Source organism: Kineosporia mesophila (assembly GCF_021129235.1).
Lineage (GTDB): Bacteria > Actinomycetota > Actinomycetes > Actinomycetales > Kineosporiaceae > Kineosporia > Kineosporia mesophila.
Window position 1 is genome coordinate 44748 of the sequence record NZ_JAJOMA010000029.1, and the last position, 18958, is coordinate 63705.

23 protein-coding genes are annotated in these 18958 nt (G+C 69.2%); 10 read left to right on the plus strand and 13 right to left on the minus strand.

Going from position 1 to position 18958, the window contains the following annotated elements:
- Window positions 1–86: 86 nt before the first annotated feature.
- Together LR393_RS29905 and LR393_RS29910 are read left to right on the plus strand one after the other, a co-directional pair.
- Entirely contained in the window at window positions 87–1814 is a 1728-nt protein-coding gene (locus LR393_RS29905; protein WP_231488407.1) for a thiamine pyrophosphate-dependent enzyme, read from the plus strand.
- Window positions 1815–1975: 161 nt separating this feature from the next.
- Window positions 1976–2854 carry an RICIN domain-containing protein gene (locus LR393_RS29910; RefSeq protein WP_231488409.1) on the plus strand — a complete coding sequence of 293 codons (879 nt, stop codon included), beginning with the start codon at window positions 1976–1978 and terminating at the stop codon, window positions 2852–2854.
- Between the two features lie 64 nt (window positions 2855–2918).
- Here LR393_RS29910 and LR393_RS29915 read toward each other — a convergent pair whose 3' ends face one another.
- From LR393_RS29915 to LR393_RS29930, 4 genes are all read right to left on the minus strand, one after another.
- Complete coding sequence (locus tag LR393_RS29915) at window positions 2919–3392, minus strand: DoxX family protein (RefSeq protein WP_231488411.1); 474 nt, start codon at window positions 3390–3392, stop codon at window positions 2919–2921.
- Window positions 3393–3672: 280 nt separating this feature from the next.
- On the minus strand, window positions 3673–4101 hold the full coding sequence (locus LR393_RS29920) for a DoxX family protein (RefSeq protein WP_231488413.1): 429 nt from the start codon (window positions 4099–4101) through the stop codon (window positions 3673–3675).
- 149 nt (window positions 4102–4250) lie between these two features.
- Window positions 4251–5093: a hypothetical protein gene (locus LR393_RS29925; RefSeq protein WP_231488415.1), complete on the minus strand. Its 843-nt coding sequence runs from the start codon at window positions 5091–5093 to the stop codon at window positions 4251–4253.
- Window positions 5094–5227: 134 nt separating this feature from the next.
- The gene (locus LR393_RS29930; RefSeq protein ID WP_231488416.1) at window positions 5228–5698 is read right to left on the minus strand and encodes a hypothetical protein; all 471 of its coding nucleotides are present in this window, start codon (window positions 5696–5698) and stop codon (window positions 5228–5230) included.
- 218 nt (window positions 5699–5916) lie between these two features.
- On the opposite strand from LR393_RS29930, the gene LR393_RS29935 reads away from it, so the two are divergent.
- Window positions 5917–7071 carry a winged helix DNA-binding domain-containing protein gene (locus tag LR393_RS29935; RefSeq protein ID WP_231488418.1) on the plus strand — a complete coding sequence of 385 codons (1155 nt, stop codon included), beginning with the start codon at window positions 5917–5919 and terminating at the stop codon, window positions 7069–7071.
- Window positions 7072–7174: 103 nt separating this feature from the next.
- On the opposite strand, the gene LR393_RS29940 is transcribed toward LR393_RS29935, so the two are convergent.
- Window positions 7175–7363, minus strand: coding sequence for a hypothetical protein (locus LR393_RS29940; RefSeq protein ID WP_231488419.1), 189 nt, complete (start codon window positions 7361–7363; stop codon window positions 7175–7177).
- 261 nt (window positions 7364–7624) lie between these two features.
- On the opposite strand from LR393_RS29940, the gene LR393_RS29945 reads away from it, so the two are divergent.
- Window positions 7625–9265: an alpha-amylase gene (locus LR393_RS29945; RefSeq protein WP_231488421.1), complete on the plus strand. Its 1641-nt coding sequence runs from the start codon at window positions 7625–7627 to the stop codon at window positions 9263–9265.
- 108 nt (window positions 9266–9373) lie between these two features.
- Here LR393_RS29945 and LR393_RS29950 read toward each other — a convergent pair whose 3' ends face one another.
- The gene (locus LR393_RS29950) at window positions 9374–10855 is read right to left on the minus strand and encodes an FAD-dependent oxidoreductase (RefSeq protein ID WP_231488423.1); all 1482 of its coding nucleotides are present in this window, start codon (window positions 10853–10855) and stop codon (window positions 9374–9376) included.
- Between the two features lie 80 nt (window positions 10856–10935).
- Here LR393_RS29950 and LR393_RS29955 point away from each other — a divergent pair, with 80 nt between their 5' ends.
- Window positions 10936–11499 (plus strand): TetR/AcrR family transcriptional regulator, encoded by a 564-nt coding sequence (locus LR393_RS29955; RefSeq protein WP_231488425.1) that lies wholly within the window; start codon window positions 10936–10938, stop codon window positions 11497–11499.
- Here the strand turns inward: LR393_RS29955 and LR393_RS29960 are convergent.
- From LR393_RS29960 to LR393_RS29970, 3 genes are all read right to left on the minus strand, one after another.
- Window positions 11486–11989, minus strand: coding sequence for an SRPBCC domain-containing protein (locus tag LR393_RS29960; RefSeq protein WP_231488426.1), 504 nt, complete (start codon window positions 11987–11989; stop codon window positions 11486–11488). The two genes, LR393_RS29955 and LR393_RS29960, sit on opposite strands and share 14 nt — an antisense overlap.
- A gap of 31 nt (window positions 11990–12020) precedes the next feature.
- Window positions 12021–12203 (minus strand): DUF4236 domain-containing protein, encoded by a 183-nt coding sequence (locus LR393_RS29965; RefSeq protein ID WP_231488427.1) that lies wholly within the window; start codon window positions 12201–12203, stop codon window positions 12021–12023.
- A 91-nt stretch (window positions 12204–12294) separates the two neighbouring features.
- A complete protein-coding gene (locus LR393_RS29970) occupies window positions 12295–13008 on the minus strand; it encodes a GntR family transcriptional regulator (RefSeq protein WP_345718580.1) in 714 nt (237 codons plus the stop codon).
- A gap of 165 nt (window positions 13009–13173) precedes the next feature.
- Between LR393_RS29970 and LR393_RS29975 the strand changes: the two genes are divergently transcribed.
- Window positions 13174–14520, plus strand: coding sequence for an MBL fold metallo-hydrolase (locus LR393_RS29975; protein ID WP_231488429.1), 1347 nt, complete (start codon window positions 13174–13176; stop codon window positions 14518–14520).
- A gap of 12 nt (window positions 14521–14532) precedes the next feature.
- On the opposite strand, the gene LR393_RS29980 is transcribed toward LR393_RS29975, so the two are convergent.
- On the minus strand, window positions 14533–14925 hold the full coding sequence (locus tag LR393_RS29980) for a VOC family protein (protein WP_231488430.1): 393 nt from the start codon (window positions 14923–14925) through the stop codon (window positions 14533–14535).
- 33 nt (window positions 14926–14958) lie between these two features.
- Window positions 14959–15282, minus strand: a complete 324-nt coding sequence (locus tag LR393_RS29985) for a hypothetical protein (RefSeq protein ID WP_231488431.1) — start codon at window positions 15280–15282, stop codon at window positions 14959–14961.
- 157 nt (window positions 15283–15439) lie between these two features.
- Here LR393_RS29985 and LR393_RS29990 point away from each other — a divergent pair, with 157 nt between their 5' ends.
- The 3 genes from LR393_RS29990 to LR393_RS30000 all read left to right on the plus strand — a co-directional run bounded on the left by LR393_RS29990 (window position 15440) and on the right by LR393_RS30000 (window position 16541).
- Window positions 15440–15709 (plus strand): hypothetical protein, encoded by a 270-nt coding sequence (locus tag LR393_RS29990; RefSeq protein WP_231488432.1) that lies wholly within the window; start codon window positions 15440–15442, stop codon window positions 15707–15709.
- Window positions 15710–15713: 4 nt separating this feature from the next.
- Window positions 15714–16025 carry a hypothetical protein gene (locus tag LR393_RS29995; RefSeq protein ID WP_231488434.1) on the plus strand — a complete coding sequence of 104 codons (312 nt, stop codon included), beginning with the start codon at window positions 15714–15716 and terminating at the stop codon, window positions 16023–16025.
- A 324-nt stretch (window positions 16026–16349) separates the two neighbouring features.
- Complete coding sequence (locus LR393_RS30000) at window positions 16350–16541, plus strand: hypothetical protein (RefSeq protein ID WP_231488436.1); 192 nt, start codon at window positions 16350–16352, stop codon at window positions 16539–16541.
- 160 nt (window positions 16542–16701) lie between these two features.
- Here the strand turns inward: LR393_RS30000 and LR393_RS30005 are convergent, their stop codons facing one another.
- A complete protein-coding gene (locus tag LR393_RS30005) occupies window positions 16702–17085 on the minus strand; it encodes a hypothetical protein (protein ID WP_231488438.1) in 384 nt (127 codons plus the stop codon).
- A 177-nt stretch (window positions 17086–17262) separates the two neighbouring features.
- Here LR393_RS30005 and LR393_RS30010 point away from each other — a divergent pair, with 177 nt between their 5' ends.
- The gene (locus tag LR393_RS30010) at window positions 17263–17574 is read left to right on the plus strand and encodes an effector-associated constant component EACC1 (protein ID WP_231488479.1); all 312 of its coding nucleotides are present in this window, start codon (window positions 17263–17265) and stop codon (window positions 17572–17574) included.
- On the opposite strand, the gene LR393_RS30015 is transcribed toward LR393_RS30010, so the two are convergent.
- Window positions 17562–18875: a hypothetical protein gene (locus LR393_RS30015; protein ID WP_231488439.1), complete on the minus strand. Its 1314-nt coding sequence runs from the start codon at window positions 18873–18875 to the stop codon at window positions 17562–17564. The two genes, LR393_RS30010 and LR393_RS30015, sit on opposite strands and share 13 nt — an antisense overlap.
- Window positions 18876–18958 lie beyond the last annotated feature (83 nt).

An 18958-nucleotide genomic window follows, 5' to 3' on the forward strand; every position in this document is an offset into this window, starting at 1 on the left:
CGCCGGCGCCCTGGGACACCCCCTGTCCCCGGGCGCCGGCCGGTTTCGACCTGCCCCGATACCGGGCGCGACGTAGCGTGCCGACCATGACCACCGTGGCCGACATGATCATCGACAGCCTGCACCGACTCGGCGTCCGCACGGTCTGGGGCGTCGTCGGTGACGCCCTGAACCCGCTCACCGACGCCATTCGGCGCAACCCCGACATGCGCTGGATCGGCGTGCGGCACGAGGAGGCCGGGGCCTTCGCCGCCGGCGCCCAGGCCCAGGTCTCCGGCACGCTCGGGGTGTGCATGGGCACGGTCGGTCCCGGCTCGATCCACCTGCTCAACGGTCTCTACGACGCGAAGAAGTCGCAGGCCCCGGTGCTCGCCATCTGCGGTCAGGTGCCGACGCCCGAGATCGGCAGCGACTACTTCCAGGAAATCGACAACGACCTGCTCTTCACCGACGTGGCCGGCTTCCGGGCCACGGTGACCTCGGCCGCGCAGATGCCCCGGCTGCTGTCGCAGGCCGTGAACGCGGCCTACGCCGGGCCCGGTGTCGCCGTGCTCACCCTGCCCGGCGACGTCGGTGAGATGGAGATGCCCGCCGATGCGGGTCGTCCTCAATTCGTCACCGCCCGCCCGGTGCCCCACCCCGACCCCCAGGTGCTCGAGGACGCGGTCACTCTCCTCGAGGAGGCCTCGAACGTCACGATCCTGGCGGGCATCGGGGCCGCGGCGGCCAAGGACGAACTGCTCGCCCTGGCCGGGAAGCTCTCGGCCCCGATGGTCCTCACGATCAAGGGCAAGGGCCTGGAGGAGAACAACCCGTTCGAGGTGGGCCAGAGCGGCCTGATCGGGAATCCCGCCAGCAAGACCGCTTTCGACGGCGCCGACGTACTGCTGATGGTGGGCACGGACTTCCCGTACCCGGAGTGGCTGCCGAAGGTGCCGACGATCCAGATCGACGTGAAGGCCGAGCACATCGGCCGCCGCACCCCGGTGCAGGTGGGCCTGGTCGCCGACGCCGCCGTCGGCGTCCGTTCCCTGACCGCCCGGGTGACCGCCAAGCCCGGCACCGGCCACCTCGACAAGGCGCGCGAGCACTACGCGGACTGGCGCGAACGGCAGCAGGCCCTGCTCGGCGGGGGTAAGGGCTCGCTGCCGGGCCGGATCCTGGCCAGGGCGCGGCGCCCCTTCGAGAACCCCTCCGGCCGGATCCGCCCCGAACTGCTGGCCGACGTCGTCGACCGGGTGGCGGCGCCCGACGCCGTGATCACCACCGACACCGGAATGTCGACGGTCTGGGCCTCACGGTTCCTGCGGATGCGCGGAAACCGGCAGCTGGTGGGCTCATTCGGTCTGGGTTCGATGGCCAACGCGATGCCCCAGGCCCTCGGCATCCAAGCGCTCGACACCGGGCGCGAGGTGGTGTCGCTGTCCGGCGACGGCGGCCTGACCATGCTGCTGGGCGACCTGATCACCGCCGTCGTCGAGCAGTTGCCGGTGCGAGTGGTGGTTTTCAACAACGGACGCCTGGGCATGGTGAAGCTCGAACAGGAGCAGGTGGGCCTGCCGGAGTTCGGCACGGTGCTGACCAACCCCGACCTGGCGGCCGTGGCCCGCAGCCTCGGCTGGAGCAGCTGGCGCGTCGAGAAGGCCGAAGACCTGGAGGAGATCACCCGCAAGGCCTTCGCCACGCCGGGCCCGGTGCTGCTCGATGTACTCACGAACCCGGACGAGATCTCCCTTCCGCCCCAGGTCACGTCGGACAAGGCCTGGGGCTTCGCGATCGCCAAGGTGAAGGAGACGCTGGAGAGCCCAGCGTAAGAGGGGGATAAATCGTGACAACGAGAACATCACGAATTCATCCGTGCTCCTGCTTAATTCATCTTCAGATGTCAGACTGATCCGATTCGCACGGCGGACAGTCCGCGGGGGGCTTGCGACGATCAGGAAGACGAGGCGTAAGTCTCACGAGGTATGTCCCCGTGCAATCGCTGAAGACTCTGCTGACCGCGCCGGGCGCGCGCCGTCGCAGCCTGCTGGTCATCGTCGGTTCCGTCTGCGTCTTCCTGGGCGTGATCGTCGCGGCCGTCAGCCTCATCCGGCCCGGCGGCGACGAGCCCGGGAAGGCCAACACCTCGGCCGCTTCCTACGTGCAGCCCCAGATCCCGACCGGCAGCACCACCACGCGGGCATCGGTGTCGCCCGCCCCGACCAGGACCACCCAGGCACCCCGGCACACCGCACGGGACCAGGGCGGCCAGGCCGGCCAGGGTTCGCAGTCGACCCGGACGATGACCCGGACCGTCACGCAGACCCAGGACGCCCCGGACGACGACTCCGACACCCCGGCGAAGAAGAAGCCGAAGGCCACGAAGACCGTCACGCAGACGATCGTCCGGATCGCCGGCACCGATGCCGTGCTGACCGGGCCCTCGCAGATCCGGAACCAGAGCACCGGCCTCTGCCTGGACCTCGGCGGCTACGAGGCGGTGGATCCGGCCACCCACACCGCGCAGTTCACCTGCAACGCCGGCGACGCCGACAACCAGGAGTACGAGCGGCTCAAGGTCGGCGGCCAGTACCTGCTGCGCAACGTGAAGAGCGACCTGTGCGTGGACGTTCCCAACTACGGCTCCGAGCCGGCCGGGAGCGACCTGAACGTCTTCGACTGCACGCCCGGTGACGCCGACAACCAGATGTTCCGGTTCCAGGCCAGCGGCTCCGGTTACCAGATCATCAACGGCAAGAGCAATCTGTGCGTGGACGTCTCCACCGCGAACGGCCGGGTCAGCGAGCTCGACCAGCCGCTCACCATGGCGGAGTGCGGTTCCACCAGCACCCAGGTGTGGACGTTCGCCTGACGTTCCCGAACGAAGAACGGCGCCGGGCCTCAGGGCCCGGCGCCGTTCTGGTTCGACAGACAGATCAGGAAGCGGTCTCCAGCGAACGGCTCCCGGCGGGGACCCGCTCCAGACCGGCGACACCGCGTGCGAGGCGCGGCGAGATCACCCGGTCGAGGCTGATCCGGCCGGCGCCGACGCCCGCGAGCAGCAGCGAGAACGCGGCGAGGATCAGCACGTACTCGTAGCCACCGTTCTGCGAGAACAGCCCGGCGTCGCGGTGGGCGAACCAGAGGGCACCGAGCATGTTGCCCACCTGAAGGATGCCGGCCAGGGGCACCAGCAAGCCCGCGATCATCAGAATTCCGCCGACGAGTTCGACGATCATGGCGAACCATGCCGCGGCCGTGGCCGCCGGGATCCCCATGGCGTCGAAACCTGCTGCCGTAGCGTCCATTCCGTTCGTGCTGAACTTCTGCCAACCGTGGGCGATGAAGACCACCCCGAAAGCGACACGGGCGATGAGGATGATGACGTCACGCAGCAAAAGGGAATTCACAAGGGTCCTTTCGACCAGGAGGGGGCGCTGGACCCAACTCTGGGCAGCACCAGGCACGCACCGTCGCGAGCCGGTGTCCGCCCTCGCACACCGGCCGCCAGAATCGGCGTACTCCCGTTCTAAGGCTTTTTCTCCTATTAAAAGTTGAAGCGACAATCATCGCTACCTCAACCCTGCGCTTAACAGTGGTCACACTGAGAGATTGCCGTGTACCACCTGAGCCCCGCCGGGACAGCAGGAACGGCGCCGGGGAGGTCCCGGCGCCGTTTGCCCGCCCTGCTCAGGCGCCAATTCCCCCGGCCCACTTCGGGGCCACCAGCCGGTCGAGGCTGAAGCGGCCGGCACCGACCGCGGCCAGCAGCAGCGAGACCATGCCGAGCGTGAGCACGAGCTCGTAACCGCCCTTGTCGACGAACACACCGCTGTCCATGTGCACGGTGGCGAAGGCGCCGAGCATGTCGACGAAGAGCAGCAGGGCGGCCACCGGCAGGGCGAGACCGGCGATCAGCAGGGCACCGCCGACCAGCTCGACGATGGCGGCGAACCACGCGCTCAGCGTCGGTGCGGGCACGCCCATCATGTCGAAAGCACCAGCGGTGGCGTCAATTCCGTTCGTACTGATCTTCTGCCAGCCGTGGGCGACGAAGACCACTCCGACAGCGGTCCGGGCAGCGAGCACGACCAGATCGCGCAGCATGGCGTTGTTCACGACAGTCCTTATCAACGGGTCATAGCGGTCGCGGCCGATGAGGCGCCCCGTCGCATCCCTCACCGCCGACCACGCAGGGCCGTGAACCACCCTCGTCCATCAGGAAACTTGAAGCAACAAATATTTAGCGTTCAACTATGAGGTCTTCGTCACTGACTGATGCTGTGGTCGCCCGGGAACTTGTCCCGACCACCGGGCAGGTCGTAGGAATCGACCGGCAGATGCGACCGCTCCAGCAGCCGCAGCAGATGGGTGTTCATCTGCCGCACCACGGGCACCGCGTTGTTGCCGTTGAGCGTCCCGATCCGCAGGCGGGCCGCCCCACCCGCGTAGATCCCGGCGCGCGAGGGGTACCGCATCTCGTGCAGCGTGACCAGGTTGTCCTTCGCGTCCTGGCCGAGAAGATCCACCGCACTGAGCAGTTCGCTGTACGACATCTCGATGCCCGCGGTGCCGCGCACCGTCAGCAGCTGATCGTGCAGCTGGGCCGTCCGGATCGCCACGCGCTTCAGGTCGGCCACCTCCGGGCTCAGGTCGGGCAGCCGCGGGTAGGCCGGGTAATCCAGGTCGGGGCAGCGGTTGTGGCAGCCCCGCAGTCGGGCGGCGTGGGCCCGGCTGATCTCGTCGATCTCCTGCTCGACCGCGGCCAGCCGGAGGTTGTAGGTCCGGATCGCCGCCCGGATGCGCCTCATCGCCGGCAGGTAGCGCCGCTCCCCCGAGAAGAACGCGGCCCGGGCGTCCATCAGCACCTCGAGCTGGGGCAGCAGCTCGGCCTGGCTCCGTTCCAGCTCGGCGGTCCGCTGCTGGGCCGGCGTCAGGTCGGCCCCCAGCGCACCGGTCAGCCGGAGTCCGCCCAGACCCAGGCCGATCACCACGACCAGCCCGATCACGGCAGCCCACACTCCCCGGCGCCGCGTGCCCCCACGTCCGTCACGGCCCGCGGTCTTCGGCGCCAGGATCTCCTGGATGTGCACCTGACGCGGAAATGACACCTGGGACATCGGTCGCTGCGGGGGCAGCCGGCGCACCGGCGGCGGGTCACCCGGCCGGGAAACCCGGGCGCCGCACGCCTCGCAGAAATTGAGCCGGTCCAGCGGTCGGGAACACGCCGGACAGGTCAGGGTCGTCACACCCACGGAAGGCCCCCGTACGCGCAGAAGAGGTCGGTCCAGATCTCTTCGGCAGGTGGGGACGATGGATCAAGCGCGGGGCGGCACGGGAACGAGGCGATCGATCGGGACCACCGGGGTGGGCCGCCGATGATGCTCTCGGTGGCGATGCGGGTCGCCTGGTCGCCTGGTCGCCTGGTCGCCTGGTCGCCTGGTCGCCTGGTCGCCTGGTCGCCCAGCATGACCAGCAGCGGGTGCCTGTTGCCGTAGTGCTCGGGGTGGTCGCCGTCCCCGGTGAGACCGGCGACGAACTGGTCGATGAGCTGCTTCGCCGGCTGGTCGCGCAGACGGTGGAGGAGATCGGCCCGGCCCCCGAGCAGCGCCGGGGCCAGGAGAAGCATCCCGAACACGGACCAGACATCTATGGATCCCAAAATAATTATCTCACAGAAGATCTCGACCGCAATGGCCTGAGAACCGTTCTCCAACAGACATTCTCCCGATCCAGCGAAGTAAGACGTGACTCTACCACCACCCCCTGGATCGCCGAGGTCCCTCACCGCGCCCGAACGGGTCTCCCAGCAGGGGAATCACCGGCTGGTTCTCTCAGAGTCCCTGCCGGTCAGAAGGTATCGATCACACGCCGGGTCGACCCACCGTGATCGCCTCCGAGCGCTCCGGAGCCGCGATCGGGCATGATGACACCGTGCGCACCGTCACCGATGCCGAACGCCGGGCCCGCCTGGCCGTCCGGCACGCCCTGGCCCCCGGCTTCCAGGTCGGCTCCCCCGAGGCGGTCACCGAGGCCGTCACCGTGCTGCACGCCACCGAGCCCCCGTCGCCCTACCTGTCCTGCCGGGCCCGGATGCTCTCGCCGGAGATCGCCGACCTCGACCGGGCCCTCTACGACGACCGCACGCTGATGAAGCAACTGGCCATGCGCCGCACCCTGTTCGTGTTCCCGCGTGACCTGCTCCCGGCGGCGTGGCCGAGCGTCTCGGCGCGGGTGGCGGCCACCGAGCGCGCCCGGATGACGCGTGACGTGGTGCGGGCCGGGCTGACCGACGACGGTGACGCCTGGCTCGACACCGCCCGCGCGCAGGTGCTCGCCGCGCTCGCGTCCGCTCCGGAAGGCCTACAGGCGGCCCAGATCCGTGAGGCCGTGCCCCACCTCGCGGTGAAGGTGACGACGCCGGCGGGCGAGATGTGGTCGGGGCCCCGGGTGCTCACCCAGCTCGGGGCGAGCGGGGAGATCGTGCGGGGCCGCAACGCCGGCCGCTGGGCCACGTCACGGCCGCTGTGGACACTGACCGGGCACTGGCTGGGCGAGGCCGCACCGGCGATGAGCCCGGCGGAGGGGTACCGGCACCTGGTGCGCCGGTGGCTCTTCTCGTTCGGGCCGGGCACCGAGGCCGACCTGGTCTGGTGGCTGGGCTCGACCAAGACGGTGGTGCGCAAGGCCCTGCTCGATCTCGGGGCGGTGTCGGTGGCCCTGGAAGACGGCTCACCGGCCTGGCTCCTGCCCGACGACCTAGACGAGGTGCCCGATCCCGGCCCCTGGACCGCGCTGCTGCCGGTGCTCGACCCGACCGTGATGGGCTGGCAAACCCGTGACTTCTACCTCGGCGCGCACAAGGAGCGGCTCTTCGACAACCGCGGCAACGCCGGCACGAGCGCCTGGGTGAACGGCCGGACGGTCGGCTGCTGGGTCCAGGACGAGTCCGGCCGGGTCGAGGTGCGGCTGGTGGAAGACGTTCCGCCGGCGGCGAGAACGGCGCTCGACGCCGAGGCATCCCGGCTGACCGCCTGGATGGACGGCGTGCAGATCCGCACCGTGTACAAGTCGCCGGCGATGAAGTGACCGGATCGCGGCGGGGCCGGGCGGAACGATCCGCGTGACCCCGATGCTCCGGGCCGTGACCGCGCCCACTCCGGGCCGGCACACGACGCGTCGGTCAACGTCATCACTTCATGCAGCCACGGACCCCCTCGACCGCGAGGAGCGATTCCGGCTCGCAGGTTCCGGTGATCGTCACCGCCGGCGCACCCGGCACGGCCTTGACCACGCCCGCGCTGAAGCCGGTCACCGCCAGGGCGCCCAGGCCCAGCCCGGCCACCGCGGTCCCCACTCGCCTGCCCACAGAAGTACTCACGTAAGGATGAGATGCACGCAAGGGCAGAATGGATCGCCCGGGTCCACGTGACCCCGATCACAGATTGATGTTTCCGTCAGCGACGAGGGCTAATCGAACACTAATTCTGCGATGGGGGCCGTAGCCCCGCCCGGCGCCGACGTAGCTGTATACAGTGCTTCCGCAGGGCGACACCGGACCGTTAAGCCACGCCGCGGATTCGGACAGCTGTTCAGGAATTGCCAGGTCAAAGCGCCTTTTTGCGCTGTTAGTGTCACCGCCGTGAAACCCGGTGCCCAGAAATCCCCGAAAACCGCCCGTCGCCGGACCGCAGCCGTAGCCGGCGCGACGGCTGTGCTGGTGGTCGGCGCCTCGGCGAGCGCCGTGTACGCCTGGCCCCACCGAGGCGAGCGGCACGCACCGGGAAGAACGTCGGCCACCACGACGGCGACCGCAACGGCGACCGCAACGGCGACCGCGTCGTCCTCTGCCACCGCCGCGGCCACGGCGGCTCCTGCGCAGACCACCACCGGCACGGCGACCTCGACCGCGACGGCAACCACGTCGTCCTCGGCCACCCCGAAGACGTCGGGCGACGCGATCGCCAACCTCTTCGAGTGGAACTGGACCTCGGTGACCAAGGAGTGCACCACGGTGCTCGGCCCGAACGGGTACGGCGGCGTGCAGGTGGCTCCCCCGCAGGACTCGCTCAAGCTGAACAGCGGTACGCACTCCTGGTGGGAGGTGTACCAGCCGGCCGGTTACGACCTGAACAGCCGGATGGGCAGCGAGGCCCAGTTCAAGAGCATGGTGAAGGCCTGCCGTGACGCCGGCGTCAAGGTGTACGTCGACGCGGTCATCAACCACATGTCCGGTCACGACATGACCAGCGCGAAGTCGTACAGCGGCAACTCGTACACGTCCACGAACTACCCGGGTCTGTACCGGGCCGACGACTTCCACAAGGCCGGCGACTGCCCCACTGCTTCCGGCACCGTCGAGGACTACGACAACGCCACGCAGGTGCACTTCTGCCGGCTGTCGAACCTGGAAGACCTGAAGACCGAGAGCACCTACGTGCGCGGCGCGATCGACACCTACCTGAATAAGCTGCTCGGGTACGGGGTCTCGGGCTTCCGGGTGGACGCGGCCAAGCACATCCCGCTGACCGACATGAAGGCGATCATCGACGGGCTGGACCAGACGGTCGACGGCACCGACCCGTACGTGGCGCTCGAGGTGTTCGGCGGCAAGGGTGAGCTGTCGCAGGCCTCCTACGCGGAGCTCGGCAGCGTGCTCGGCCTGGACGCCTCGGTTCAGCTGAAGAAGGCCTTCGCCGGGAACATCTCGACGCTGAAAACCTTCGGCGACCACCTGATCCCCTCGAGCAGGTCGCTGACGTTCGTGATGAACCACGACACCGACCGCAGCGGTGACTCGATCAGCTACAAGGACGCCAAGACCGCCCGTCTGGCCACGCAGTTCATCCTGGCCGACGACTACGGCACGGCGCAGGTGTACTCCTCGTTCGCCTGGTCGGCCAAGGACGACGCTCCTCCGTCGAGCAGCAACGGCATGGTGACCGACACCGACTGCAGCAGCTCGGCCTGGAACTGCCTGGACCGTGACCAGGGCGTGCTCGGCATGGTCGCCTTCCGCAACACCGTGGGCAGCGCCGCGGTGACGAACTGGTCGGACGACGGCGCCGGCCTGATCTCCTTCAGCCGGGGCGCCAAGGGCTGGACCGCCCTGAACAACGGCACGTCGGCCAAGACCCAGACCTTCCGGACCGGTCTGGCCGCCGGCACCTACACCGACCTGATCACCGACGGCACCACCGTCAAGGTCGGCTCGGACGGCCAGGCGTCGGTGTCGGTGCCCGCCCGGGGTGCGGTTGCCATCACCGTGAATACCCTCAGCTGACAGAGTAATTCCAGACTCCGCCCCTGGCCGCCCCAGGGTCGGACCACTTCACCGCCCGTCCGTCCTCCCTCCGGTGGACAGGCGGGCGGTGAATGTTTCCGCCGAATCTCAATGGTGGACGTCCGCACTGGTAGTTCCCGCGCCGGTCCACCTTTCGTACGCCTCGAGCCAGCCGGCCGGTGAGGTCCCGGCCCAGGCCACGTAGCCGTCCGGGCGGACGAGCACGGCCGGCCCGTCGTCGTCGCGACGCACCGGGATGACGTGCGGGACCGACTCGGGTGCCTCGTCCTCTGCTCGAAGGATCAGCACCCACCGCCCGTTTCGCTGGACCCGGGTGAGGCGCTCACCCACCAGCGGGATCCCGGCGGCACGGGTGCCGACCAGCCGGCCACCACCGCGGCCCCGGGCGTACCGCAGACCGGTGCCGGCGAAGCTCCCGGCGATCAGGTCGCGGACGAACGGGATCGAAAGAGCGCGAGGGACCACTGAATTACGGACGAGACGCGCAGGTTTGGGGTGGAGGGTCGCCGCCCGGAGCATCGCCCCGGACTGGAAGAGCACCCGGCGGCCGATGGGGTGCCGCTCGGACTGGTAGGTGTCGAGCACGGCGTCGGGGGCTCCGGACAGCACGGCGTCGATCTTCCAGGCCAGGTTGGCCGCGTCCTGCACCCCGGTGTTCAGCCCTTGCCCGCCGATCGGCGAGTGCACGTGGGCGGCGTCACCGGCGAGGAACACCCGACCCACTCGATAGGAGGGCACCTGCCGTTCCTCGCTGTGGAAGCGCGAGTTCCAGCCGATCTCGACAATGCCGACGTCGCGACCCATCTCGCGGTTCAGCACCCGTTCCACCTCGCCCTCGCCGACCGGGACGGTGTCGTCGACCTGATGGCCGCGGTCCCAGGTCATCGCGCGGAACCAGCTGCCGTCGGCGTCGTGCCGACCGTAGGGCGCGAGGAAGGCGAAACCCGTGGCGCTGCTGCCCAGTTGCAGACCTCCGTCGGAGGGGCCGCGGCTCAGCTTCACATCGGCCAGCACGACCGAGCTCAGCACCGGGCGACCGGGGAAGGGCAGGTCGAGCAGACGCCGCACGGTGCTGTGCGCACCGTCGGCCGCGATCACGTAGCGGGCCCGGAGAACCTGCTCGTGCGAGGGGTTCTCGTCGTTCTTGGGACGGGCGTTCACGGTCACGCCGTCGGCCTCCGCCCGCAGGCCCACCACCTCGATGCCCCGCCGGACATCGGCCCCCTGGTCGACGGCGTAGCGCCCGAGCGCCGCGTCGACGTTCGTCTGCGGGGTGATCAGCGCGAACGGATACCGCGAGGGAAGTTTCGACAGGTCGAGCCGGGACCGGCCGAAGATGTCCACACCCGGGGTGGTGGTGCCGAGCTCCAGCAGGCCGTCGGCCAGGCCGCGACCGTCCAGCACCTCCAGCGTGCGGGCCATCACGGCGAAGGCCCGGCTGGAGGGATTGACCTGCGGCCAGCGTTCCAGCACGGCCACGGTGCGGCCGAGGCGGGCGAGGTCGCCGGCGGCGGTCAGGCCGACGGGACCGCCACCGATGACCAGGACGTCGAAGTCCGGTGGGGACATGAGCTCCTCCAGTCGTTCAACAAGCGTTGAATTGACCATAGACCTCGCGCCGCAGATGTCAACAGGTGTTGAATGCAGGAGTGAACTCAGTACGCCCCCGGGACGCCGAGGGGACGAAGGCGGTCATCCTCGGTGCGGCCCGTCTCCAGTTCGGGCAGCACGGTTTCGACCGCACCACGATCCGGTCGGTCGCCGCGGCGGCGGGTGTCGACCCGGCGCTGGTCATGCACTACTTCCGCACGAAGAACGGGCTGTTCGAGGCGGCGGCCACGCTCGACGTCCAGCTGCCCGACCTGACCGGCGTGCCGCCCGGCCGGGTCGCGGCGGTACTGGTGCCGGTGTTCGTGAAGCTGTGGGGGCCCGACGGGCCGTTGCTACCGCTGCTGCGGGCCGCCACGTCGAACCCGGCCGCGCGCGACATGCTGATCGCGATCTTCAGCGAGAAGGTGGCACCGGCCCTGGGCCCCCTGACACCGGACCGCGCGCAGGAACGGGCCGCGCTGATCGGCTCGCACCTCATCGGGGTGGCCGTGGCGCGGCACATCATCGGCCTGCCGGTGCTGGAGGCCATGCCCGACGAGACGCTGATGGTCTGGCTAGGGCCGGTTTTCGAGCACTACCTGACAGAGCCTAGGACTGCCTGAGGGCCAGGGCCACGCCGTTCAGCCGCAGGCCGGTGGCGCCGCGCAGGTGCCGCACATCCATCTCGCCGTCCTCGCGGTAGGTGAGGAAGGCAACCTGCTCGGTCCAGTCGAGCAGGGTGCGGCCACCCTCACCGGGCAGCTCGTACAGCTCGATCGTGGCCAGGGCCGTCCAGGCGGGAACGTGGTTCACGCTGGTCTCGTAGACGTAGAGAAGACGCCGGCCGGGCTGGAGGTCGATCCAGCGGGAGCGGTTCTCGAGCTGTTCCTGCTCACCGTTCATCATGGTGAAGGTGGCGACCGCGCGCTCGGTGCCGCCGACCCGGAAGTCGAAGGCGTAATCCGCGTCGCGGCCGGGCATCTTGAACCAGAGGCGACGCAGGACCTCGTCGGAGAAGAGCCGATAGACCGTCTCCGGAGGAGCCTCGAGCTCGCGGGAGACGGTGAAGGTGTGGTGCCTGACAGCGCTGACCGCCGTGTCCATGGCTGCCATCACACCATGGTGACGGCAGCCCGGACAACGATCAGGAGCGGCCGCGCGACTTGCTCTGGTAGTTCACGGGACCCGGCAGGTCCACGGAGTGACGCTTGCTGCGCGAGTTCCAGGACCAGCGCCCGATGTGCCAGGTCTTGCTGGTGCCGCTCTTGGAGACGTTCAGGCGCAGGAACGGGAGCAGGTTGATCCGCTTGCGGAACGTGAAAGGCATGACTTTCTCTCCCTCAGCTGCTCAGAGGGCCCCGGTACGGCCCGATACGACCACCATTGGGCCAACCTGACACCTTCGCAAGCCGAGCCGATCATGAACTCGCCAGGCCGACCCGGTAGCCGCCGCCGGTGGAGAACTGGACAGCCACCGAGAAGCGGTCACCCCGCACCAGCGTGCGCCGGTACTCGGCCGGGCCGTTCGGGCCCTGAGTGCGTCGCTCGATCGCGAAAGCCGCTGTCTGGGGGTCGATCCCGAGCAACTCACGCTCGTCCGGGGAGGGCAGCACGGCGTGGATGGTCTCCTCGCCCCCGCCCAGGCGCACACCGCACCGGCGCTCCAGCTCCCGGTAGACCGCGGTGTGCGTGAAATCGGCCTCCAGCAACGGTTCGGCCAGATCGGCGGGCAGCCAGACCCGGTCGAGCGCCAGCGGCTCGGCATCGGCCAGCCGCACGCGCTCGAGATGGAACAGACGGGTGGACGCGGAGAGCGACAGCCGGGCGGCGACCTCCGGGTCGGTGCGCACGTCCAGGGCCCGCACGATGCTGCGCTGTTCCAGCCCTTCGGCCTCGACCGAGGCGAAGAGGCTGTAGAGAGCGCCCAGCGGCTGGGTGATGCGGCGGGTGCCCTCGGCGACCCGGGGACGCCGCCCGCGGCCGGCGATCACCACACCCTCGTCGCGCAGTCGGCGCAGGGCCTCGCGTACCGTGTGCCGGCTCACGTCGTAGGCCTCGACCAGCGCCATCTCACCGGGGAAGTTCTCGGTGAACTGGCCGTCGTTGAGCCGCTTTCGCAGGTCGGCGTGCACCTGGGCCCACAGGGGCAACGGGTCGGCGCGATCGATCGCCACCGCCCAGGCGCTGGTGCCAGAGTCAACCGTCACGTCGTACCGCTCCCCATTGCCACTCCAACCGGCCGCGCCTTAATGTACGGACATTAGGATGTACCGGCAATATGCAGGAGAGTGCGGCCCGTGATCCAGGTGGACGTGATCGAGACCAGCGAGCTGGGCGACCGCAGCTACATCGCCCACGACGGCACCAGCGCCGTCGTCGTCGACCCGCAGCGCGACATCGACCGCGTCCTGGATCTGCTCGCGAGCCGCAACCTGACCTGCGTCCTGGTACTCGAGACCCACATCCATAACGACTACGTCACCGGCGGCCACGAGCTGGCCCGCCGCACCGGCGCGGTGTACGGGGTGAACGCGGCCGACGACGTCTCGTTCGAGCGGCGGCCCCTGCGCGACGGTGACCTCCTGGACGCGGGTTCCCTGCGGGTCCGGGTCATCTCGACACCCGGCCACACGGACACGCACCTGGCCTACGTGGTGGAGGCCGGCCCGTCCGCACCCGTCGTGTTCACCGGCGGGTCCCTGCTCTTCGGCAGTGTGGGGCGCACCGACCTGGTCGACCCCGCGCGCACGCACGAACTCACGCACGCGCAGTACCGCTCGGCCCACCGGCTGGCCCACGAACTGACCGACGAGACCCAGGTGATGCCGACCCACGGGTTCGGCAGCTTCTGCTCGGCCAGTGCGAATGTCGGCGGCGTGTCCAGCACCATCGGCGACCAGAAGCAGCAGAACGACGCGCTGCTGGAGACCGACGAGAACGCTTTCGTGGAGCGCCTGGTGGCCGGGCTGACGGTCTACCCGTCGTACTACGCGCAGATGGGTGTGCGGAACCGGCAGGGGCCGGGACCGGTCGACCTGAGCACGCCGGAACTGACCGAGCCGGACGAGCTGCACCGGCGTCTGCTGAACGGCGAGTGGGTGGTCGACCTGCGCGACCGCACGGCCTACGCCGCCGGGCACGTGCCGGGCACCGTCAGCATCGACCTGGGTGGGCAGTTCAGCACCTACCTGGGCTGGCTCATGCCCTGGGGCGCGGAACTCACGCTGATCGGCGAGAGCGCCGGGCAGATCGAGGAGGCCCGGCGTCAGCTCGTGCGCATCGGGATCGACGAGCTCGACGCCGCGCTGGTGGGTACCCCGGCCGAGCTGATGGCTGAGAGGGGCCTGCCCGCGACCTACCGCAAGGCCTCTTTCGCCGACCTGGCCGAGGTTCTCGGGCAGCCCGGCGTGGTGGTGCTCGACGTGCGCCGCGACGACGAGCGGGCGGCGAGCCACCTGCCGGGCTCGGCCCACGCACCCCTGCACCGGCTCCTGGACAGCCTCGACACCCTGCCCGAGGGCCGGCTCTGGGTGCACTGCGTCAGCGGTTACCGTTCGGCCATCGCGGCCAGCCTGCTGCAGCGGGCCGGGCGCGAGGTGGTCTGGATCGCCGACGACTACACGAACGCGGCCGCGCTGCTCTAGCTCTCGGCCGGTCTAGCTCTCGGCGGAGCTGGTGATGCAGATGAGGTTTCCGCAGGTGTCGTCCAGCACCGCCATGACCATGGGGCCCATTTGCGTCGGCTCCTGGGTGAAGACCACACCCTGACCCTTCAGCCGCTCGTACTCGGCGTGGCAGTCCGTCACGGCGAAACTGGTGAACGGGATGCCGTCGGAGACCAGGGCCCTCTTGAAAGGCCCGACCGCGGCGTGCCGGGAGGGCTCGAGCAGCAGCTCGACGCCGTTCTCGTCACCGGCCGAGGTGACGGTCAGCCAGCGGTCCTCCCCCAGGGGCACATCGTTTTTCAACACGAAGCCCAGCTTCCCGGTGTAGAAATCGAGGGCCTTCTGCTGGTCGTCGACGAACACACTGGCGATGTGGATGCGCATGACCAGTCACACTATGCAGCCGGAGATCACGCTTCAAGCACGTCCGACGGCATAGTTGCCGTTCGCGCTGCCCTCCGGGTCGATGCGCTTCATCACCTGGGCCGCCAGACCGAGCACGGCCGGGTCGCTCCAGGCCCCGGATTCCTCCAGCCCGGCGATCAGCGTCTCTTTGTGCTGCTCGGGCTCGGCAATGTACTGCTCCAGCGCCCCCTGAGCCTCCGGGCGGCCCTCGAGCCGGGAGCGCAGTGCGGTGTGCAGGCTGGCGAAGTCGTCCTCCACCGCACCCAGCATGGTGCTGGACTCGGTCTTGGACTCCCCGGCCACGATCGCCGTCAGGATCAGCGACAACGGTTCCATGATCACCCTCTGTGTGCGTCGACATGCATTCTGGCTCAACCATTCTTTGCCCTGAACGGCCGGTCCGCACGTCGGGCCCGGGATGCCGGGACGACCGCCTGCCGACATACTGGCACCGCCACTGAGGCAGTGCGCCGTGACAATCGGGAGAGTCACCATGGTTCAGCCGCGTATCAAGCTCGACCCCAACGTCTCGCTCGGGCCCGTGGAGAAACTGCGTGGGCCGCTGGAGGAGCAGCTCACCTCGGCCCTGCGCAACGCCGTGGACAAGGTCGACGACCAGTACCAGGGCGAGACCGTGACCGAGGTCGAGAAAGAACTGCTCGAGGGCACGAAAGCCGGTCTGCACCCGGACATCGCCGAGGCCATCAGCCCGGACCAGGAACAGCTGCGCGACGTCGCCGCTACCATCGTCCACAACAACTGACGCGATGACGGTGGCCGAGCCCACCCCGGACGGCCACCACGTCGTCATCAAGGGCCGGAAATGGCGGGCGACCGACCCCGACCTGCCGGACGATGTCGCCGCGCTCCTTCGCAAGGAACTGATGAGCGCCCGGCGGGCGGTCGGCCAGGCCCTGAAAGCCCAAGACGCCCGAGCCGAACGCTCCGCCCGCGACCGGGTGCAGGCCGCCAAGGTCGCTCTCGGCGAGCGCGGAACTCCGTGGTGGGAGCAGTCCCCCGAAGAACGCAAAGCCCGCTGGCAACCCTTGACCCAAGAGCTCCGCACCACCCAGCCCTGAGCCGCCGGTCGCAGGCGCGAGCCGTGGACCCGACCATTCGGCTGGGGACCCTTTGCGCATTCGCAGAAGGGTTTTGGGTCAAGGTTTGAAGGTTACGGTTTGCGTCTCCTTCCTTAAGAGGCCACCCCTGGGCATCCTCTCCCGACCCGCACCGCTGCGTTACCGCAGGCGACCTGGGGGAGGGGCGTTACTCGTCCTCTGCTCATAACCAAAATCTCTGGTTTTAAATCAACCTCAAGGCAAGAATTCGCCGTTTGACGGCGAAGCATGGGGCTGCAACGTTTCTCCCGGTTGCCATCGTCTGCCGAACCAGGAGTCAGCTCCATGAAACGTCGCCGGGTGCGGGTCGACAACAACGCGCGGACCGCCTTCACGCAGGGCCTGCCGGTCGACGACCTGACCGTGGCGAACGCCGGATCGCCCGCGCTGGAGACGCACGGCATCGACGGGGTCACGGCCGGCACGGTCGCAGCCCGCGACGTCGGCGAGTCCGGCGTGCTGCCTGGTGAACAGTAAGCTGACCGAGAATCCGCGGATGGACGGCGGACTCACCGACTCGAACATCGCTCTGCAGAACTCCACCGTCAGCCGCTGCTGACCTCCGATCGCCGGTGGGGCGACCCCGATGCCCCGGGACCGCCCCACCGGTTCAGCGGCAACGCAGCTGGACAGCAGATCAGTTCGGGGTGAAAAGCCCCTGCAGGCCGACCAGCACGGCGATGACCCCGAAGATCGCCAGCAGCAGGGCGGCACCCTGCACCTCTCCCCCGGCGGGACGCAACGGCCGCTTGCCGGTGATCCGGTCCCACAGCAGGATCACGCCCACGGCGATGCCGACCACCTCGAAGTGGAACAGGTGCGGGCCGGAGGTCAGGTGCACGATCAGGTAATAGCCACCCGTGACCAGTGCCACCACGCCGACGATCCAGGCGAACGGGTCGAGGCGGGAGATCCACCGCCCGGCCTGCTCGCCGCCGCCGTTGGGGATCATGAGCAGCAGCGGCAGGGCCAGCAGCAGGCCGCCGAGAATGTTGGACAGGTCGAGAAGAAGCGCGATCACCGTGAGCTCCACTTGCCATATAGCGCCGGGGACATGAACGCTCAGGTCGGTGAGCCCTGAAACCGTAGCAGAATAGGGTTAAACCGCACGTCGTCGCGCCGTGGTCACGATTAACCCACCAGTAGGGGCTTATCATCCGTGCTCCCGTGACGCGGAGGGAAAAATATGCACGTGAGAATGTCGGTCTGGGGCGAACCTGAGGAACACCTGGTCGCCTCGCTGGAGAACTGGCTCCAGCTGGACCCGGAACTGCACGGCACACCGGTCATCCGGGAGACGGAGGCCGACGACCGCCTGTCCGTCGTCCTGCCGGCCGACCGCACACCCTCAGCTCTCGCCGGGGCCCTGAGCACCTGGCTGAGCACGCGCATCGGAGACGTGCGGCTCAATGTCACCGGACCCGACGGCACCGTGGAGGTCTCGGTCGCGAACATCGCCGACCACGAGACCCTGCTGCGTGGGGCACTGGGATCCGATCAGAGCCGGTGACCGGGCAGCAGGGTGGCCGGCGAGGCCTCTCGCACCCGGATCGTGTGCGGCGGCGTGAACACGGCCTCGTCGGCGACACCCGTGATCCCGTCGATGAGGACGGGGATGCCCGCGGTCAGCCAGGTCAGGCCGACCTCGGTGAACCGGCCGCTGCGCCCGTCCAGCTCGTAGCGCTTCTTCCAGGCCGTCTGCAGGCAGCCGAAGGCCACCTGGTGTGCCTTCCGCACGCTTTCCTCGGCCTCGCCCAGGCTTTCGACGTCGGTGACGGTGAACTTCTTCAGGCAGTCACCGGCCAGCACGTCGGCGAGAACCCGCTCCGAGGTGTGCCGCCGCACCACCGGGACGCCGGGCACGCCGTCCATCGCCGACCCGAACGCCTTCAGCCCGAAGGTCAGGGCCATGCCGAGATAGGCGTCACCCGTGGCCCGCGTCGACACCACTCCGGCCGGCCGCAGTGTGCCGGGATGCAGCACGACGGTCGATCCCCCGGTCAGCAGGGTGGTTTCGGCGCCGGCGCCGGACCGGTGCACGCCGCGCAGCCCCGCGGGCAGCTCGACCCCATTTCCCAGCGCCTCGCCCCGCCAGGCCCCGGGGAACCTGACGCTGACCGGATACCCGCGCGCATTCGTCACTTTCAGCACCGGCGCACCCCCGTCCACGCCGTAACACCACAGTATCCGGGCACTGCGCCCGGCCTCGACCCGCAGGCTGGACCGCCGGGCGGAGAGCTCGTTCGGGCAGACCGGTGCGGACGCGGTGACGGCCAGGGTGTTGCGGTAGTCGGTCGCGACCGCGTTGCGCAGGGCCGAGAAGTCCCAGCCGAACGCGTTCCACCACGACAGCTCGTACACCTCGGCAGTGATCGTGTGCTTGTCCGGGTCGTACTCGGCCGGGACGATGCTCCAGCGCGCCGTCGCGTCGTCATAGTGCCCGAGCACGGCGGATGAGTCCTCGTCCGCCGCGGCCGGCAGCGGCTGCGTCACCACCGGCACCGTCAGCCGCAGCGGCCCGGTCAGCCGCGCGCCCCGGAGCCGGAGCTCGTAGGCGTCCAGGGTGCTGAGGAACGGTGACGGCGACTCCGGCGACATCACGCTCTTCCCCGCCCGGCGCACCACCAGCTCGCCCTCACCCGACACCGAACCGGCCGGCACGTCGATCACGGGACCACCCGGCACGGACACGCGTCCCCCGGCCGCCCCGACGGCGCCGGAGACACCCACCTCGGCGGGACGCGTCACCTGTTCCACCGTGACCGGCTGCGCGGTGCATCCAGCGACACAGACCGCGGCCAGTACTCCCACGAGTCTCCTCAGCACAGGCCGAGCCCCCTTGTCCACGCCGTTCCACCTACCGACCGGAAGATCCGGAAGGAGCCACGGTAGGC

Excerpts from the sequence above, each read along its gene's own strand:
- LR393_RS29980 (WP_231488430.1), bottom strand. The coding sequence starts at position 14,925 with ATGCGCATCCACATCGCCAGTGTGTTCGTCGACGACCAGCAGAAGGCC.
- LR393_RS29990 (WP_231488432.1), top strand. The coding sequence starts at position 15,440 with ATGGTTCAGCCGCGTATCAAGCTCGACCCCAACGTCTCGCTCGGGCCC.
- LR393_RS29985 (WP_231488431.1), bottom strand. The coding sequence starts at position 15,282 with ATGGAACCGTTGTCGCTGATCCTGACGGCGATCGTGGCCGGGGAGTCC.
- LR393_RS29995 (WP_231488434.1), top strand. The coding sequence starts at position 15,714 with ATGACGGTGGCCGAGCCCACCCCGGACGGCCACCACGTCGTCATCAAG.
- LR393_RS29905 (WP_231488407.1), top strand. The coding sequence starts at position 87 with ATGACCACCGTGGCCGACATGATCATCGACAGCCTGCACCGACTCGGC.
- LR393_RS29950 (WP_231488423.1), bottom strand. The coding sequence starts at position 10,855 with ATGTCCCCACCGGACTTCGACGTCCTGGTCATCGGTGGCGGTCCCGTC.
- LR393_RS30010 (WP_231488479.1), top strand. The coding sequence starts at position 17,263 with ATGTCGGTCTGGGGCGAACCTGAGGAACACCTGGTCGCCTCGCTGGAG.
- LR393_RS29965 (WP_231488427.1), bottom strand. The coding sequence starts at position 12,203 with ATGCCTTTCACGTTCCGCAAGCGGATCAACCTGCTCCCGTTCCTGCGC.
- LR393_RS30000 (WP_231488436.1), top strand. The coding sequence starts at position 16,350 with ATGAAACGTCGCCGGGTGCGGGTCGACAACAACGCGCGGACCGCCTTC.
- LR393_RS29960 (WP_231488426.1), bottom strand. The coding sequence starts at position 11,989 with ATGGCAGCCATGGACACGGCGGTCAGCGCTGTCAGGCACCACACCTTC.